The sequence below is a fragment of the Mesobacillus campisalis genome, assembly GCF_000986785.1.
Taxonomy (GTDB): Bacteria; Bacillota; Bacilli; order Bacillales; family Cytobacillaceae; genus Mesobacillus_B; species Mesobacillus_B campisalis.
Genome location: NZ_LAYY01000009.1, coordinates 27,458 through 43,480 on the forward strand (window position 1 = coordinate 27,458; position 16,023 = coordinate 43,480).

The window sequence follows — 16,023 nt, forward strand, 5'->3', positions numbered from 1 at the left end:
TCCTTTAGGAATTCTTCTCTGTTTCCCTCTTTTCTAACTTTTTCACTCGATGAAAATTTGAAATAGAATAGTTGTAGTAAATGCAAATTGAATAATAAATAATAGAACATAAATAAATTCAATATCGTCCCCGCCAACTAATGAACCTAAACTAAACAGTAAAACAATCCTTCCAATTGCAGTTATAATAATATAAGAACCCCATTTTCCATATCTGCACCACCCCTTTCCGTTTAATATTTTATTAATTTCTTTATGTAAGTATCCAGCCCCGTTTGTTGAATAAAGACTTCTAAAAAAAATGCGTTAATCCTTCCTGGACCAACGCACCCGTTTGTTTAAGTATATTTTTCACAATTAATAAATTTTACCTTGTGACAGCAAGTAGTAGTGTAAGAGAGTATATTAGTAGGCGATTCCTACACGTAATTGGAGATAATCGGTACTTTCTATCTGACGATAAGTAAATTCTGCTGTATCAGAAACTGATATTTTCACTCCCCCTTCTGGCAAAAAATTACGATCAATTCGATATTGACCTTCTCTTTCTCCATCTGGCAAATATGTAGGACATACAATTGTCCAATCAAGTGTTGATTTTTTCAGAATATCGTAAACTTTATGATGTTCTTCTGCTGCACGGGTTGATTTACGCTTTGATTCACTTGATTGGTAACGCAGTAACTTTGGGTTGGTTCTACTTTGTAGGATACCTGCAGTCCCTACAGTAATAATCCGTTGTATGCCTTTGTTTTCCATTTCTTGGATAATTAGTGATATACTTTCTGATAGAGTGGTTGTGCCATCAGTATTAAGCGCACTAATAACTACATCAATCCCATGCATTGCACGTACTATATCTTTTTTATTTAAAACATTCCCTTGAATAATGGTTAAATTTCCACTATTTATTTGAATCTTCTCTGGGGTACGAACTAATGCAGTAACATGATGTTTATTTTGAAGGGAATAAGTTACTATTTGACTTCCAACTCGTCCAGTTGCTCCTAAAATCAAAATATTCAAAAGTAATCCTCCTTTTTACGAATACAAATATTAAAATACAGGATAATTAACTCGACTAAAAGGATGAAAGTATTTGGGGAGATTTATAGGTTTAAACAAATTTGTAATTCCCCGCCTTTTGACATATGGATTCAATACCATTCTTCACGAAATTAGAAGACATTGATTAAATTTTTTTCGTTCTCCTAAAACAAAATAATCCTCTTCCCTATTAGAGAAGTATTTATTTTAACATTATTAATTTTCGCCAAGGGAGTAAGGACCTCAACCACATGTTTTAGTTCTTTAAAAATAAACACTTCTTCTTTTTCTTTATATGCTGGATTTGCAAAAATTATAAAAAGGTCATATTACTTCCCTTAAAGTTCACAAAGGGTGATTGCTTATAGAAAGGCAATCACCCTTTTTTTGTTTTTACCTTTCGTTCCGTTCGCCTTATCTGAAACAAACTGGCATAACGGGCCAGGAATTATTTCATTAATGATTCTATGCTGATATCTATGTTTCCACTTTCTTCTTTCTTTTTTCGAGAAGAATACAAAGCATATAATAGTATAAACCAGATAGGTGTCAGCAGTAAGGCAGGCCGTGTTTCATCAGCAATCAGCATAATAATTAGAATAACAGCAAACATCGCAAGGACAGCATAATTAATAAATGGTGTCAGTGGAGCTTTGAATTTCGATTTTGCATGTAATTCCGGACATGTTTTTATATATTTCAAATGAGAAAGCAGAATAACACTCCATACCCAAATGAAACAAATCGCACTAATGGAGGTTACGATTCCAAAAGCCTGTTCCGGTAAGAGTTTACTCAAAAGAGCTCCTACTGATACGACAAGTGTGGATACCCATAAACCGTTTGATGGCACATGATTTTTATTCAGTTTTGAAAAACTTGCTGGTGCCTGGTTATTGTTGCTTAAGTTATACAGCATCCGGCTTGTTGAAAACATACCACTGTTGCCGGCTGAAGCCGCTGCAGTTAGTACGACAAAGTTGATAATTCCCGCGGCAATTGGAATTCCGACTAAACTGAACGTTTTAACAAAAGGGCTTTCTGCTGCATTGAGTTCTGTCCATGGATTAATAGATAGAAGGATAATAAGGGCCCCAACGTAGAAAAACAGAATTCTTAAAGGAATTTTATTAATGGCCGATGGTATGTTTTTTTCCGGATTGGATGTTTCCGCTGCAGATACACCGACCAATTCCATACCGACAAAGGCAAATACAACTAATTGTAAAGAAAGCAGGAAACCTGAAATACCGTTTGGAAACATACCACCATGTTCCCATAGATTTTCAACTGTAACCCTTCCTGCATTTGTCTCGAATCCTATAACTAACAAGATAACTCCCACCACAATTAAAGCGAGAATAGTAATGACCTTTATTAAAGCAAACCAAAACTCCAATTCTCCAAAAAGCTTAACACTTAATAGGTTAAGGCCTAATAAAATGATCAAACAGATGATAGCAGGTACCCACTGTGGAATATCAAACCAATATTGTACATAAACACCAACTGCAATAATATCGGCCATGGCGGTCACAATCCAACAAAACCAATATGTCCATCCAGTTATGAAGGCTGCCCGTGGTCCAAGATAATCCTGGGCAATATCAGTAAACGAAAGGTAACCTGCTTTGGACAACAGCAGTTCCCCTAGTGCCCTCATAACAAAAAACAGCCCAAGCCCCACGATTAAATAAGCAAGAATGATGGATGGGCCTGCAAGTTGTATGGCTTTACCAGAACCCAAGAATAATCCCGTACCAATGGTGCCTCCAATTGCAATTAGTTGAACATGCCGATTTGCTAGGTCTCTCTTTAATTCTTGTTGTGCCAATCCTAACTCCTCCTACGTCATGAATTAATAAAACCAATAAAAAAAGAGATTGGATGCCCTCCAATCTCTTAGATAAAAGAATAAGAATAATTTTTATTATTAAAAAATAATAATTATTAAAATAACAAATAAATATTCTGTACTCTTCTGTCCTTTTGCCTGAGATTGTGAACCCTTCGGCGCCGCGCAATTCCCGCGATCTCTCCAGAAGCTGCTCCTGCTATAGTTTTGATCCCATAACATTCATAGCTAACTGCCTATTAAGTTTTTTGTTATTAAATGTTATCTTCAAATAATAGATGATTTTATCAAGAGTTAAATTTTTTGTCAATCACGTAAATTTCCAAACTCATCTTTATTTATTAGATTTCTTGTTGATAACATTTTCATTCTTGTTTTTCCATGGCCTTCCTTATTGCATTAATGGGCTGTTTTGACTATGGATTTCCGAGTGAAGAGATTACAATGTAAATTAGTTAAATCATAATCTCCCATTCGTAGAACGGCAAAGTTTAAAAGACCCCTTTGCAATTTCAAGCCAAGGGGATCTTTTAAAGCAGAAAACTCATTATGCTGATTTTTGGGCTGGTTCAGCTGAAGAAGCCTTTTCATTAGGGATAATTAAATTCAGTAACAGCACGGCGATCGCACCAACAGCGGTACCTGAAGAAAGGATATAGTTCGCAAAGTCAGGCAAACTGTAAAGAATTTCTTTAGGAAGAACAACGGTGCCAAGTGTCAATAAAATCGGGATTCCGATGACCATCATATTGCGGTCATTGATGTCGATATGCTGTATCACTTTTAAGCCGTTCATGACAATCGCTACACATACGATTCCAAAAATCCCGTTTATCACTGGTTCAGGAATGCAGGTAATAATCGCGGATAGTTTTGGAATGAGACCTAGAATGACAAGAATCACTCCGGCACAGATAATCACCATTCTGCTTGCAACACCGGTAATGGCGAGGATTCCCGCATTTGAAGAGTAACCGGTCATCGGAGTTCCCCCAAACAGACCGCCGACAAGGCAGCCAATCCCCTCTCCTGCCGAAGCTCTGTTCAGCTTTTTATCATCCAGTTCACTGCCTGTTACAGTCGAGACGACAAACCATGTACCCGTTGTTTCAATAAGAATGATCAAATAAATAAATACCATCGTCAACATGGCTTGAAGATCGAAAACAGGTGCGCCGAATGGGAAAAAGCTTGGAAGCGAAATCCATGCTGCGTCCTTTACTGGCGAGAAATCAACACTGCCGAAAATGGAAGCAGTAATGGTACCGGCAATGATTGCAAGAATAACAGATACCAACCGGAAGAATGTTCCGTACCCTTTCGCTTTTTTTCCAAGCAGCATGCATGTGACAAGAACAGCGGCAGAGACGGCTGCAATGATGACGTTATGGGCGACATTTCCTGGCGCATGATAGATGGAGTTAAAGGCACTTGGCATCAGCGAGATGCCGACAATGACGATGACGGTTCCTCCCACAAGAGGCGGAATGATTTTACGGACAATTTTAGCAAACACTTTTAATGGATAACCCAGAACCGCAATCAGAATCGCCCCAGGAAGGAGACTTCCAAACACGGCCCCCAACCCAAGCTTGCCGCCAATCGCAGCCAAAGCCCCAATCGGTACATAGGAAGGACCTTGAACGACCGGAAGGCGTATTCCCCAAATGGTTTGAATCAAAGTGGCAGCACCTGCGGCCAGAAAGCACATTTGAATAAAGAAGGTTGTGCTCATCGTATCCAATGCCAGCAAGCCCGCGATAATGATTGGTGCGATGTAAAGGTCCATCGCAAGGACATGCTGAAAGCCAAGCAGGATTGCCTTGCTGAACCCGACCTTTTCATCAACCCCTACAGTTATGTTCGGATTTTGACTATTATTCTCCATTTCCCTGTTTCCCCCGTTAATGAAATTTTAATTGAACGAACCCTTCAAAAACTTATTTACCTAACATATACGTGACATTTCTCACTTGAATTATAAGGAATAAGCTTTGAAAAGTAAACAACAAAAACGAACGTTTTAATTATAGGTTATTTCATTGTTCGGATTTTACGTTGACTTTTTTCTGATCCATTATAAAATGAAAACAGGAATACTTCGCATGGAGGGAGAAAAATGAAAAGGTTAGAAGACCAGGTACTGAGGAATGACTGGATTGTTGCTTGTAAAATAGAGGATGTAAAAGAAGAGCCGATTCAAAAGATTGTCATGGGAGAGCGGATTGTCCTTTTCCGTAATGAAGACGGCGTCCACGCCTTCAGGGACCTTTGCATCCACCGTGGTGCCGCCCTGTCATTAGGATGCGTTAAGGACGGCAATCTTATCTGCCCTTATCACGGGTGGGAGTTCAACTCTGAAGGGGCTTGCACAAATATCCCGCAGCTTCCCGAAGGCCGGGCGATTCCGCTAAAAGCCAAAGCCATCAAATACCTATGCAGAGAAGAATACGGATTTGTATGGATTAATTTGAATAACAACGACCCTGAATTCTTTCCCTATCCCGAGTTTGCCGATAAAACCTACCGAAATGTGCTATGGGGCCCTCAGGAAGTAAATGCTCTTCCGCCAAGAGTCGTGGAGAATTTCCTTGATGTGGGCCACCTTGCTTTTGTCCATGTAGGCTATCTTGGGGTGGAGGACCATCCTGTCATTGGAGATTACGATGTTCATGTAGAAGATGGCCGGATTTTCTCCGATGAAATTTCAATCTTCCAGCCCGATCCCGACGGCTCCGGCCAATCAAAGGATGTCTATTATACTTACGAAGTCCTGCGCCCACTGGTTGTCCAGTTCATAAAACGGGACCCTGAAACAGACAGCAAAATGAAGATTATCCTCATGATCAGTCCTGTTACGGAAGAAAAATCGATTGCCTATGGAATTTTATCGTTCAACTATGATACAGGCCAAACTGACAAGGAAATTACCGACTTTCAGGATATGATTTTCGCCCAGGACAAGCCAATTGTTGAAAATCAGAAACCAGAAGAGCTTCCTCTCGACCTTCAGGCAGAGCTGTCCTTAAAATCAGACCGAATGAGCATTGCCTATCGTCAATACCTGAAAAAATTGGGAGTCACACTGGGGACCGCATAAAGGAAAGTGGCTGCCTATTCCCATCTTCTAGCATATAAGGTTATATTATAATTGCTTATCACCCTTACAATTATTTCTATAGAAGAACAAAAAGGTGCACTTTGAAAAGTGTACCTTTTTGTTCTTCTTCTTTTAGTTCTCTCTGCAACTTTTTTTAGTTTCATCCATAATAATTGAAATTTTTATTGTCTAGTGCAATAGGTTGTTGCATATTTAAACTATTTGCACAATTTGGCGAAAAACCCTTGTTAATACCTCCTATTTTCTGTTACTATTTTCTAGTATTTAGTGAAAAAGGAGTCGTATTTACAATGTTATCCTCAAATAGTGTTGAAAAAAGCAACCTTGTTCAGAGCATTCAATTGTTGCGACAAGAGATGATTGAGACGGGACTTAAGGAAGGACTTACGAGTAAGAAGACAATTGAACTTAGTCAAAAACTAGATAGATTTATTGCTAAATATCAATTTTTAATTAACTAATTGGCAATTCGGGTAAGTCGAATAAAACATCCCCTTATTCCACTAAACCCCGTTAGTTCAATAAGGACTTTGCAAAAAGGCCGCCAATCTAGGATCAAGCACCGATTAATTTTAGAACATCTATTTAACCATCGTTATAAAAGCAGTGGAGCCTTTTTTAAATTCAATTTTCTTAACAAATCCAAACTTCTCATATAGATGAATGGCTCTCTGATTAAACTTCGCCACCGTTAACCGATTTTGGACATCGTTAAAATTGCCCTGGATATGTTCAAGAATAAAGGAAAAGAAGGTAAAACCAAATCCCTGGCCTGTTAATTCAGGTTTCATACCAATCCCTATATCAATTAGTTCCTCGGAATAGGCACCAAATTGATTGCCAATAGGAACTCTTGCAGAGTCTCCAATACAAAAAAAGCCAACTAACTTATCATTTTGGTCAAGAACTGCATAATACTGATTTTCAAGCATTTCCTTTAATGCATCAGAAGTCAACTCATTGTTATAAAAATCATATGGTGCAGCGTATTTCCAGTCTAAAATCTCTTCGGCAAAGTCTGTGTTCATATTTCTAATATTCAATTGCATTTTATCCCCTTCAATTCAGCAGATAATTACTCTAATCACTTCAATTAATTCTCCATTTTTAATAAACTTGCCTTATTCTTTTCCTCCATTTGAATTCTTGCTTCAATTTTGGGGCTTTAGATTTCGTGTCAGTGCCTCTTTTTCTGCCCCTCGACCCATTTTGGGTACTGACACCGTCTGTCAGTGCCTCTTTTCCTGCTCTTCAACCAATTTTGGGTACTGACACCACCTGTCAGTGCCTCTTCACTTTACTTCTATGGCAAACGCGTAATGAGCATCTCCATTTGATACGTTTTCTTCCTTTTCATCCATCCACCATGCTCCATACGAATAGTAATAAACCCCTTTCTGTGATGGTGCCAAGAAATGATTGTTACTTAATTTAACTTCTGATTCCTCATTGTTGCTTATTTGGAGAAGATGGATCTTATTTGGCTTTGGTTCATACTCCATAACAAAAGTTATCTTTTCACCAGGGTTTACCTCAATTGGGTCCCTTCCTTCTAAGAGTTCGATTGGTCCAGGTGCATCCGCACATTCGGACATACCATTGTATGACCAACAATAAGTCCCAAGTACCGTTTCGGATGTTTCGTTAGTAATCTCTATAAAGGCTTTTGGTGGCTTGGGTTCTTCTTGGGTCAAACCAATATTGGTGCACCCTGTCATGATGAACCCTAAAAAAACTAAGATAAAGAAACGTTGCTTCATAAATTTCCCTCCAATCAGGAATTCGTTCATCTATCTAGACGAAGGTTGTTATAACATTGTTGCATTGCAAGCTAATTAATGGAAAAAAATTTAAATTTAGGAAAAAACAAAAAGGCGGTGGTTCCTTCTGGAATCACCCGCCCTTTATTGAATCCTACCACTGGCCATAAAACATTATTCTTTCCATTACAGAGACTATAAGTGTCGTAACTATGTTAGCGGTTACAATCACTGATAGAAGCACACGGAAATTATCTGAATGTTTCTTTAGGTAAAAATATATGATCGGGACTTCAATTGAAATAGTGAAAAACAGATTTACTCTCTCCCATCCAATGACCAGTAACCTCCGACTAATCCAGCGTCTTCCACTCCATAAGGAAACGACGTGCCGCCTACGACCTTATTATCAACAACGTAAACATAGGCGTAAACTTTACCTTTAGATTTTAAGCCGCCACAACATTCCCATTTATCTAATGGATGATTCTTGACAATGAATTTTTCAACATCTACTGTTTTTCCGATATATGGATGATGGTCATCCCCCGACACCTTCCAATAAAAGCTATAAGGCATCGACTCAATTTTACTTTCTGTGATTTTATATTTTTCTTGTTGTTGTTCATAAGAAAGTACCTTATAACCTTGAAGTTCAAGATATTCTTTTGCAACGGTTGCAGTTTCAGATAAATCCTCATCGCTGATAACTCTTTTCCCAGATAGCCAATCAACCCTAAAAGTAGCACAACAAACAATAAGAGCACCTTAAAAAAGTTCAATTCATCCCACACTTTATTGGAATGCTCTTTTTAATCATCTTCTTTAGCTTTTATGGCAAATGCCTAATTAGCCTCCACATTTGATACGTATTCTCCCTTTTTATCCATCCACCAAAATATCCTGCCTATTAGTGACACAAGATGGATAAATTTATCCCTTTTATTTATTAATTTCGTACACTAATTCATCAAACAATTTTCCATCAGTATAAAGCAATATCGCCCATTCACCTGCCTTTGGAATGTTCACACTTGAAGGTGCGTGTGCATCTGCTCCATTATTCTCTCCTCCAAGCTCAATCGTCCAACCAGAACCTGTTGTTAGGAGTGGATGGACAGTTTTGGTTTCTCTGTGAAAACCAACTACTGTTAGTTTTGTCTCCTGGGGATGTTCAATCCCCCAAAGGTGCCACATCCACTTTTGATTGGTATTTATGCTTGGCATATCGGCACCGATAACACCTGATTTATTTTTATTTCCGACCATATTGTCATTGAATGTCACGGCTTTTCTATCCCAATCAACTTTCTCAAAATCACTTTCTTCCACAAAATCCGGTATACCTTCGGGTGAATCCGACTTACTGTCTATGGTTTCATTTGTGGAGCACCCTACTATCAAAAATAGAATATAAAAGAAAATAAACATCATAGATTTTAGTTTCAAGAAATCCTCCCCCTTTGTTTAAAATCGTAATTCCAAAAAAAAGCGTTAATCCTCCCCGGTTTAACGCCCTTTTTGTCGACAAAGAAAATATTACTAAACAAAAACTGTGATTTCTGTCCATTGAATTTATTATTTAACCTGCCCTTTAGTGCAAAAGGAACAGCCGTCTCCACCTGTTTAACATAAAATAAGGCGCATAGTCAGGGTGTAAATAGGGGGATAAGTTTCACATCCACAAATTCGAAGATTGCAAAGGATATAATTAAAAGAGTGTATATTCTACCTTTAGTTTTATGCCTGAGATAGAAGCCCATTATTAAACCTATAAACCCACCAATTATCCCATCGGTTAAAGCAAGAGGGATAAGAAATAATAGGTCAGGAAATGTTGGCAATATCACTTCGGCTAATTCGTTGAATAGGACAGTGGGGATAAAATGCAATAGGTCAGATGCTAAGTGTTCTGCTTGTTTTTTAAATAGAAACATAAACAATAAATTTAATAGTAAGGATAAAACAAGGTAAACAAAAAACCCTTTATAAAATATATTTTTCCCTTGCAACAAATTAACTCCCCCTACAATTCACTTTTATCACTTAGTGTAATTTTACACTAAATCCGCCATTTAATACAATAACTGGAATTATTTCTTTTAAACATGTATTAAATGTAAGGTATTTGGAGGTTATTTTACTGCTTCCTGGTCAAATTCGTTTTGCACCTAGATGTACAAAAGAAATTTGTTAAAAAAGCAACGTGGGATTTTTCCCACGTTGCTTTCTTTAGAGTTTGTTCACAATATAAAACTATACAGATTTTAAAGCTTCTGCAAATCGGCTTATACCTTTATGAATATTTGGTTGCTTTTCCTTTGCGTAAGTGAATCTTACATACTCCTTGGCTGTTCCCATGGTCGAGCCTGGAACGTAAATGACCCCTATCTTTATGGATTCCTCAAAAAGTTTTGTTTCGTTGAACTCATTTTTAATCTTGCACCACAGGTGAATCCCACCCTGAGGGGTGGTAAACTCCACCTGCTCCTTTAGAAAAGACTCCAGGCTAATGACGATTTGATCTCTCCGATTCTTCAACTCTTCTACCAAATGATTGATATGGGCATCAAAGTGATCGGATTCCAGGAATTCATTTGCTATCCATTGAGTAAAGCTTCCGTGGCCGAAATCCACCTGCTGTTTGGCATCGGATAACCGTTCAATCACAGGCTTAGGACCAATAATCCATCCGATTCTCAGCCCTGAAGCGACGATTTTTGACAAGGAACTAATATATAGGACGTTCCCGTGAAAATCCATAGCCTTTAACGGAGACGCATCTTCACGGGAAAAGGAAGTCAGGCTATAAGGATCGTCCTCTACTACAGGAATTCCATGTTCAGACGATATTTCCAGGATCCTTTTGCGGCGTTGAGGATGAAGGTAGGCACCGGTTGGATTTTGAAAAGCTGGATTTAAAAAGATCATTTTAATCCGATGTTTTTTATGTAGGGCGAGCACATCATCCGGATTCACCCCGTCTTTATCTACAGGCAATAGAAATGGTCTTAATCCGGCTGACTTAAATACTGGAAGACTATACGCGTATGAAGGATCCTCCATAGCGATGGCGTCTCCTGGTTTTAACAGACATTGAACCACTAGATGCAAGGCCTGTTGGGCACCAGAGGTAATTAGAATCGAGGATGGATTCACTTCGATTCCCCGTTTCTCTATTACATGTTTCGCAATGGCGCTCCTAAGAGCCTCACTTCCTTGTGGATGGTCATACCCAAGGCTTCCCTTGAATGTTCTCGACATAGTGATCTCCTGCAAAGGTGCCATCGGAAATAGATCGTCGGACAGTTCACCGCTGGCCAGGTTAATAAGATTATGCTCGCCCATTTCCTTTCGGATCCTTTGCATAACGGGCAAGTTTGGCAGAAATGAGCCCGCTTCGATGTACCGGTTCCAGCTCGGTATACGTTTTTTGGTCATTCCCCATATATCCTTGCTGATGGTGGTGCCGCTCCCCCGTCTTCGTTCAATCAGACCATTCGATTCCAGTTCATCATAAGCTGCCACGACGGTACTTCTGTTAATACCAAATTGGTCGGCCAACTGGCGTTCAGAAGGCAACGGCCGATCAGGAGGAAAGGACCCATCAGCAATTCCATTTTCAATATACTCAGCCAACTGTTTATAAATTGGTTTTTTTGCTTTTCTATCCGGTTTCCAATCCATTCTTACACACCTTTCCTGGCTTACATGATCGCTTATTTGAACCGTTCTTTTCTGTCGCTGCTATTAAGGATAACCATTAGATAGGCAAATAACCTATCGCTATTTCAGGCGATAGGTTATTCATTATAAATTTTTATGAAAACCATTGAATGTAGGCTCCAAGCGTAATGAGAGAAAGCAATATAACAATAACATATATAAAAGTTAGGTTGGTTGTGTTTCGCTTTGCAGCATTTCCATACCCCTCATCGCCCTTTCCTGCTACTAGCAGTGTTGATATAATGGAAAATATTAAAATAATGGCAACTAGAGTTAATGCTAAACCCATGTCAATACCTCTCCCTAAATGTACTTTTACTATGCTTATATCAAATTTTATAATATAGATCCAGACTAATTATAACGACAGGTAATGCATTGGTAACCATCCAATTTTCAAATAAATCCCCCATCCACTTATAAATAGTAGTATCAGTATAAGGAACGAAGCAACGGATCAAGCCTTCACTCCGTTAGCAGGAGGAAGGGTTCTTCCGGGAAGCTAGTGGTTGGTCAAAACTCTTACCAATTGGATGGTTTCTTACATCAATTAGTATATTACTATTATATGTGCGACAATCTGAAGTACAAACAAAACGATACTAAAATAAACTAAATCATATAGTTAGGAGTTTAAATGGCATGACATGGACCGTTGTTATTTCGTTATTGCTTGGAATTTTATTAAAATTCTTGATGTGTCCTCCGAGTGCAGTTGGGCACTGGTTTATTAGTAAATTTGCACTTCATCAAAAACTTCATACAAGGGATGTTACTGTAACATTCAACGGAAAGGCATTAGACGGGGAAGGAAAAATTAGATTGACTGAAAGCTTCAATGAAGCGATATTCTTACAAAAACACCCCATATTCCCGGGTAATGAACATTTATTCCTTAAGCCTGAGACTAATGTAACCCCCATAGTCATCACCGGAAAAAGAGGCAAACACGATGTAAACATCCATGTTTATCGCTACGATGACCATGTTCATGTAGTTAGGCAATATAAGAAAAAAGTTGTATCTTATAGTCTGCGCTCAGATTATCTTCAAAACTTCCCCAAATTTGTTAAGGTAGAAAGTACAAATGAAATATGAAAACTTATGAAGGAAGGAGCCAAAATAAAACTGGCTCCTCTTAGTGTACAACCCCTTACTTCCTCTGCATCTTCAGTAACAAACCCTATTGCTTGTATCACTCAATTCATCATTTGATTGCGTTCTTCCATTTGAGGTGGTTCTTCCATCCAGCCATTTTTGATCATTATTTTTGCACCTCTATGTGCATATTCAAATATATCTTTCATAAAAATAGTCGTTTTGGCCGGTAAATCGTTTCGTAAACTAAAAGCGGTACCCAATGAGCCACTGCCCATGGAAAAACTGCAAAATAGGCTTGTACAATACATCATCATTTTTTCGGAAAATGGTGCTAATGTTGAACGGGTTGCATTGCCACCTGATGCTTGAGGGATTTGGATCCCGTCTTGAAGTAAGATTTCACTTAATTCCTTTACAATGCTTTTAGCAAGTTCAGCTCCATCATTAAAATAGTCTTTAACTTCTCCTTCATTTGCACATTGAGCAAAACCCGTAATCATTTGAATCCCAAAGATATTTGATTCAATTGAATGATGGATATGGGCAACTTCTACTGTATTTAATGTGCGTTTTTCGCTAAATGGATTAATGGGGAACCCACCCAAATAGTTGTTATCTTTTACAAATTCAACCGACTTTGGCATCGAAACATAAGGGGATCTAACAAGTAACCCCTTCTCAAGTAAATATTGTGTGCAAAGGTTGTAATACTTTTGAGTTAATGCCGTTAGCTCTTTAAAAATCATGATTATATCTTCTCGATAGGCCATAGTTATATTCAATGAGTGAAGCCCCATGCTTATTTCTTTTAACAGTCGAATAAACATGATGTCAAAACCATTATCATATAACTTCGGCACCTCTTTGTTAACATCTTGTGCAGTAAACCCAACTGGTATCACAGCCCCTTCATTTTGAAAGGTTTCTGCGATTATACTAACATAATTGTCAATCTCCTCATATAAACTTGCCATAATATCCTTGGCTTTTTCGTCATCGGCTTTCTCGATAAAATATTCCAATAAACGTAAAATCATTGTCTTCTCTTGATATGTAAGCCACAATGTACCTAATTCAGATGACGTAATTGCAGGTTTTTCTGGCATTTAATGCTCCTCCTAGAATTTTCTTGTTTTATGTTGAGCATTAAATCGTATTATAATCCCGTTTTTTATAAAATCTTTTTTGCTACCCTTGGCAGCTTTTTTTCAGGCCCGGGACAAGTTAGCTTTCTTCGTTGATAAGTTGATAACACTACCCCACCAACGATGAATACGGACCCTATTATTTCTGCCCCCGTTATTGGTTTGTATAGCAGTATCAATCCCATTATCATTGCAACAAAAGGTTCCAGATTAGACAATATAGAAGCTTTTGAAGCATCCACATGTCCAATGTAGTTATTCCAAATCAATGTAGCTATGCCGTGAACAACAACGGCAGTTCCAATCAGGAAAGACCAATCCGAAATGCTGGAGCTTATTTGTATGGGAGCATCCATGAGAAAGGCAAAAGGGAGCGATACAATCAAGCCTACAACATTCGAATGGAAGGTAATGGTAAGTGGATCTATTCTATGAGAAAAATGCCTTGTCATAATAATCATTATAGCGAATGTGACCATAGTTATAACGATCCAAAATAGACCTTTATCCACTTGTACAGAAGATAGGTTCCCTTTTGTGACAACAAAATATATACCTATCACAGCCACGATAGACCCCAGCAGCATGCGAATCGTTAATTTTTCTTTCAAAAAAATGGCCGCTAGTACGCTGGTTAATATGGGGGTAGTAGCCAAAATTAATGCGGAGGTTGTAGGATCAGCGGTTTGAAGTCCTACAAAAAAAGACCATTGGTTTATAAAAACACCAATAATCCCCAGGAGTAAAATGCCGAGTACATCCGATTTATTAATTCGTTTTAAGTGTTTTTTATAAGAGGATATCCCAATTAAAAACAGTACGATAAACAAAAGTCTAAGCATCGTTAACATGGCTGGGGAAAAATCTTCGACCAGCATCTTTCCAAACACAAAATTGCTTCCCCACACCATTACACATAATGTTAACCAAGCATAAGCCTTAAACATAATAACACCGTCCTATAACAATATGCTAACTGTCCTATTCTATACTCACTAGCATATTTCGTATACCTTTTTGTTTGGCTTATCAACTATGGTTCACCGAGTAAATGTTAAAAAGCAGCGTGGAATTTCCTTCCGCGTTGCTTTCTTTATTGATTACGTGATAAACAGGAGAATTGGATTCGAACACGGCGACTAAATAAACTGATGTTGATATCGCATCCAGCTCCTCTAATTTAACAGTTCCTCCTTTTTATAAAAAGAGGCGATTTAGCCCGAAGTACAAGCTGACAATAAAAAGGAGGCTGAATAAAAGGGAAAGTTCAATGGAAGGATTCTTCCGTATTGAGAAAAACAACATTCCGAGAAATCCAAGCGCTATCAGCAGCAAACTAACACCTTCCAACATGTTCCCCGTTGAGATGGACAACTGAACTGGTGACGAAATTTCCTCCCCGGCAAGGTACTCCGCAATAGGGGACGCCCCTTCGGAATCCACCGTAAAGTTAATTTCATGCGGCGGGGAAAGGATTCCTAAAAAAGCCGTACAGCCAATGACCAAAAAGAAAACCAGGGATTCTGCCTTCAGGATTTTGTTGGGAAAATCTGACCTTTTCCTTGATACATACGCATTTGAGTAGGCAATGAGCAAAAGAGGAATGATCACAATATGCTTTAACAAGAGAATTTGACCATAGGACAGCACCCAGGAATTCACATAATCCCTTACATCCACCACCATGGTCATCGTCCAAAATCCAGTAGACAGGATGACGAGCATACAAGCAGCGGCAAATGGGGAGAACCATTTAACAAATGGCTTCCAGTTCAGCGGATCTTTTGCGAGCCAAGAAACATGAAGAAGCACCCCCGCCCACAGCATTACAGACAGAAAATGCAGGGAATGAGCCAGCCACCCGCTCCAAAGTGTTAAGGAAGCCACATGGCTTGCATACCCAACTGCAAGGACCATGACCAGCAGCAAAAGAGCCTTGAGATACCTGGGCCCGTTCAGCAGGATGGTGACCATCATAAACAAGCAGGCCCATGAAATCACAAGCCAGGCATTTCCCACCTGGAAATCGGTCAGTACGGAATAGAGAGCTTTAATGGCTCCGACACTTTCATAAAAATACAAAACAACTTGCAGGACAGGCCCAAAGGTACTGAAAACCAACCCCAATGCGGACGCCATCAAGACGTTTTTTGATAGTTGGACAGATGGTTTCCTGTCTTCCGGGACGAATGTCAGGACCACATGCCCGGCTAAAATGGAAAAGAACAAGTATGTAAGCCATTCTGCAAATGCAATGAGTATATTCAT

15 protein-coding genes and 1 riboswitch are annotated in these 16,023 nt (G+C 38.8%); of the genes, 3 read left to right on the top strand and 12 right to left on the bottom strand.

Features of this window, described 5'->3' with window-relative positions:
• Positions 1–405: 405 nt before the first annotated feature.
• The 3 genes from WQ57_RS09820 to WQ57_RS09830 form a co-directional block, all read right to left on the bottom strand.
• Positions 406–1,026: an NAD(P)-dependent oxidoreductase gene (locus tag WQ57_RS09820; protein ID WP_046523585.1), complete on the bottom strand. Its 621-nt coding sequence runs from the start codon at positions 1,024–1,026 to the stop codon at positions 406–408.
• Between the two features lie 469 nt (positions 1,027–1,495).
• On the bottom strand, positions 1,496–2,881 hold the full coding sequence (locus WQ57_RS09825) for an amino acid permease (protein ID WP_046523586.1): 1,386 nt from the start codon (positions 2,879–2,881) through the stop codon (positions 1,496–1,498).
• A 137-nt stretch (positions 2,882–3,018) separates the two neighbouring features.
• A riboswitch (glycine riboswitch) is annotated at positions 3,019–3,099 on the bottom strand.
• Between the two features lie 350 nt (positions 3,100–3,449).
• Positions 3,450–4,790 (bottom strand): uracil-xanthine permease family protein, encoded by a 1,341-nt coding sequence (locus WQ57_RS09830; RefSeq protein ID WP_046523587.1) that lies wholly within the window; start codon positions 4,788–4,790, stop codon positions 3,450–3,452.
• A gap of 231 nt (positions 4,791–5,021) precedes the next feature.
• Between WQ57_RS09830 and WQ57_RS09835 the strand changes: the two genes are divergently transcribed.
• Together WQ57_RS09835 and WQ57_RS27495 are read left to right on the top strand one after the other, a co-directional pair.
• Positions 5,022–6,002: an aromatic ring-hydroxylating oxygenase subunit alpha gene (locus tag WQ57_RS09835; RefSeq protein WP_046523588.1), complete on the top strand. Its 981-nt coding sequence runs from the start codon at positions 5,022–5,024 to the stop codon at positions 6,000–6,002.
• A 311-nt stretch (positions 6,003–6,313) separates the two neighbouring features.
• Positions 6,314–6,484, top strand: coding sequence for an aspartyl-phosphate phosphatase Spo0E family protein (locus WQ57_RS27495; protein WP_084820235.1), 171 nt, complete (start codon positions 6,314–6,316; stop codon positions 6,482–6,484).
• Positions 6,485–6,604: 120 nt separating this feature from the next.
• Here WQ57_RS27495 and WQ57_RS09840 read toward each other — a convergent pair whose 3' ends face one another.
• The 6 genes from WQ57_RS09840 to WQ57_RS09870 form a co-directional block, all read right to left on the bottom strand.
• Positions 6,605–7,072 (bottom strand): GNAT family N-acetyltransferase, encoded by a 468-nt coding sequence (locus tag WQ57_RS09840; RefSeq protein WP_046523589.1) that lies wholly within the window; start codon positions 7,070–7,072, stop codon positions 6,605–6,607.
• Between the two features lie 243 nt (positions 7,073–7,315).
• Entirely contained in the window at positions 7,316–7,783 is a 468-nt protein-coding gene (locus tag WQ57_RS09845) for a hypothetical protein (protein ID WP_064537353.1), read from the bottom strand.
• A 942-nt stretch (positions 7,784–8,725) separates the two neighbouring features.
• Positions 8,726–9,232 carry a hypothetical protein gene (locus tag WQ57_RS09855; RefSeq protein WP_241481513.1) on the bottom strand — a complete coding sequence of 169 codons (507 nt, stop codon included), beginning with the start codon at positions 9,230–9,232 and terminating at the stop codon, positions 8,726–8,728.
• 200 nt (positions 9,233–9,432) lie between these two features.
• Positions 9,433–9,798, bottom strand: coding sequence for a hypothetical protein (locus WQ57_RS09860; protein WP_046523591.1), 366 nt, complete (start codon positions 9,796–9,798; stop codon positions 9,433–9,435).
• Between the two features lie 241 nt (positions 9,799–10,039).
• Entirely contained in the window at positions 10,040–11,470 is a 1,431-nt protein-coding gene (pdxR, locus tag WQ57_RS09865) for a MocR-like pyridoxine biosynthesis transcription factor PdxR (RefSeq protein ID WP_046523592.1), read from the bottom strand.
• 133 nt (positions 11,471–11,603) lie between these two features.
• A complete protein-coding gene (locus WQ57_RS09870; RefSeq protein WP_046523593.1) occupies positions 11,604–11,798 on the bottom strand; it encodes a hypothetical protein in 195 nt (64 codons plus the stop codon).
• 353 nt (positions 11,799–12,151) lie between these two features.
• Between WQ57_RS09870 and WQ57_RS09875 the strand changes: the two genes are divergently transcribed.
• Positions 12,152–12,607, top strand: a complete 456-nt coding sequence (locus WQ57_RS09875) for a YfmQ family protein (RefSeq protein ID WP_046523594.1) — start codon at positions 12,152–12,154, stop codon at positions 12,605–12,607.
• A gap of 101 nt (positions 12,608–12,708) precedes the next feature.
• On the opposite strand, the gene WQ57_RS09880 is transcribed toward WQ57_RS09875, so the two are convergent.
• The 3 genes from WQ57_RS09880 to WQ57_RS09890 all read right to left on the bottom strand — a co-directional run bounded on the left by WQ57_RS09880 (position 12,709) and on the right by WQ57_RS09890 (position 16,023).
• The gene (locus WQ57_RS09880; protein WP_046523595.1) at positions 12,709–13,716 is read right to left on the bottom strand and encodes a DUF3231 family protein; all 1,008 of its coding nucleotides are present in this window, start codon (positions 13,714–13,716) and stop codon (positions 12,709–12,711) included.
• A gap of 65 nt (positions 13,717–13,781) precedes the next feature.
• Positions 13,782–14,702: a DMT family transporter gene (locus WQ57_RS09885; RefSeq protein ID WP_046523596.1), complete on the bottom strand. Its 921-nt coding sequence runs from the start codon at positions 14,700–14,702 to the stop codon at positions 13,782–13,784.
• A 250-nt stretch (positions 14,703–14,952) separates the two neighbouring features.
• The gene (locus WQ57_RS09890) at positions 14,953–16,023 is read right to left on the bottom strand and encodes a copper resistance D family protein (protein WP_046523597.1); all 1,071 of its coding nucleotides are present in this window, start codon (positions 16,021–16,023) and stop codon (positions 14,953–14,955) included.

What these genes read in the sequence shown, in the direction of transcription:
- WQ57_RS09890 (WP_046523597.1), bottom strand. Translation starts at nt 16,023, where the DNA reads ATGAATATACTCATTGCATTTGCAGAATGGCTTACATACTTGTTCTTT.
- WQ57_RS09845 (WP_064537353.1), bottom strand. Translation starts at nt 7,783, where the DNA reads ATGAAGCAACGTTTCTTTATCTTAGTTTTTTTAGGGTTCATCATGACA.
- WQ57_RS09830 (WP_046523587.1), bottom strand. Translation starts at nt 4,790, where the DNA reads ATGGAGAATAATAGTCAAAATCCGAACATAACTGTAGGGGTTGATGAA.
- WQ57_RS09875 (WP_046523594.1), top strand. Translation starts at nt 12,152, where the DNA reads ATGACATGGACCGTTGTTATTTCGTTATTGCTTGGAATTTTATTAAAA.
- WQ57_RS09840 (WP_046523589.1), bottom strand. Translation starts at nt 7,072, where the DNA reads ATGCAATTGAATATTAGAAATATGAACACAGACTTTGCCGAAGAGATT.
- WQ57_RS09870 (WP_046523593.1), bottom strand. Translation starts at nt 11,798, where the DNA reads ATGGGTTTAGCATTAACTCTAGTTGCCATTATTTTAATATTTTCCATT.
- WQ57_RS09885 (WP_046523596.1), bottom strand. Translation starts at nt 14,702, where the DNA reads ATGTTTAAGGCTTATGCTTGGTTAACATTATGTGTAATGGTGTGGGGA.
- WQ57_RS27495 (WP_084820235.1), top strand. Translation starts at nt 6,314, where the DNA reads ATGTTATCCTCAAATAGTGTTGAAAAAAGCAACCTTGTTCAGAGCATT.
- WQ57_RS09835 (WP_046523588.1), top strand. Translation starts at nt 5,022, where the DNA reads ATGAAAAGGTTAGAAGACCAGGTACTGAGGAATGACTGGATTGTTGCT.
- WQ57_RS09880 (WP_046523595.1), bottom strand. Translation starts at nt 13,716, where the DNA reads ATGCCAGAAAAACCTGCAATTACGTCATCTGAATTAGGTACATTGTGG.
- pdxR (WP_046523592.1), bottom strand. Translation starts at nt 11,470, where the DNA reads ATGGATTGGAAACCGGATAGAAAAGCAAAAAAACCAATTTATAAACAG.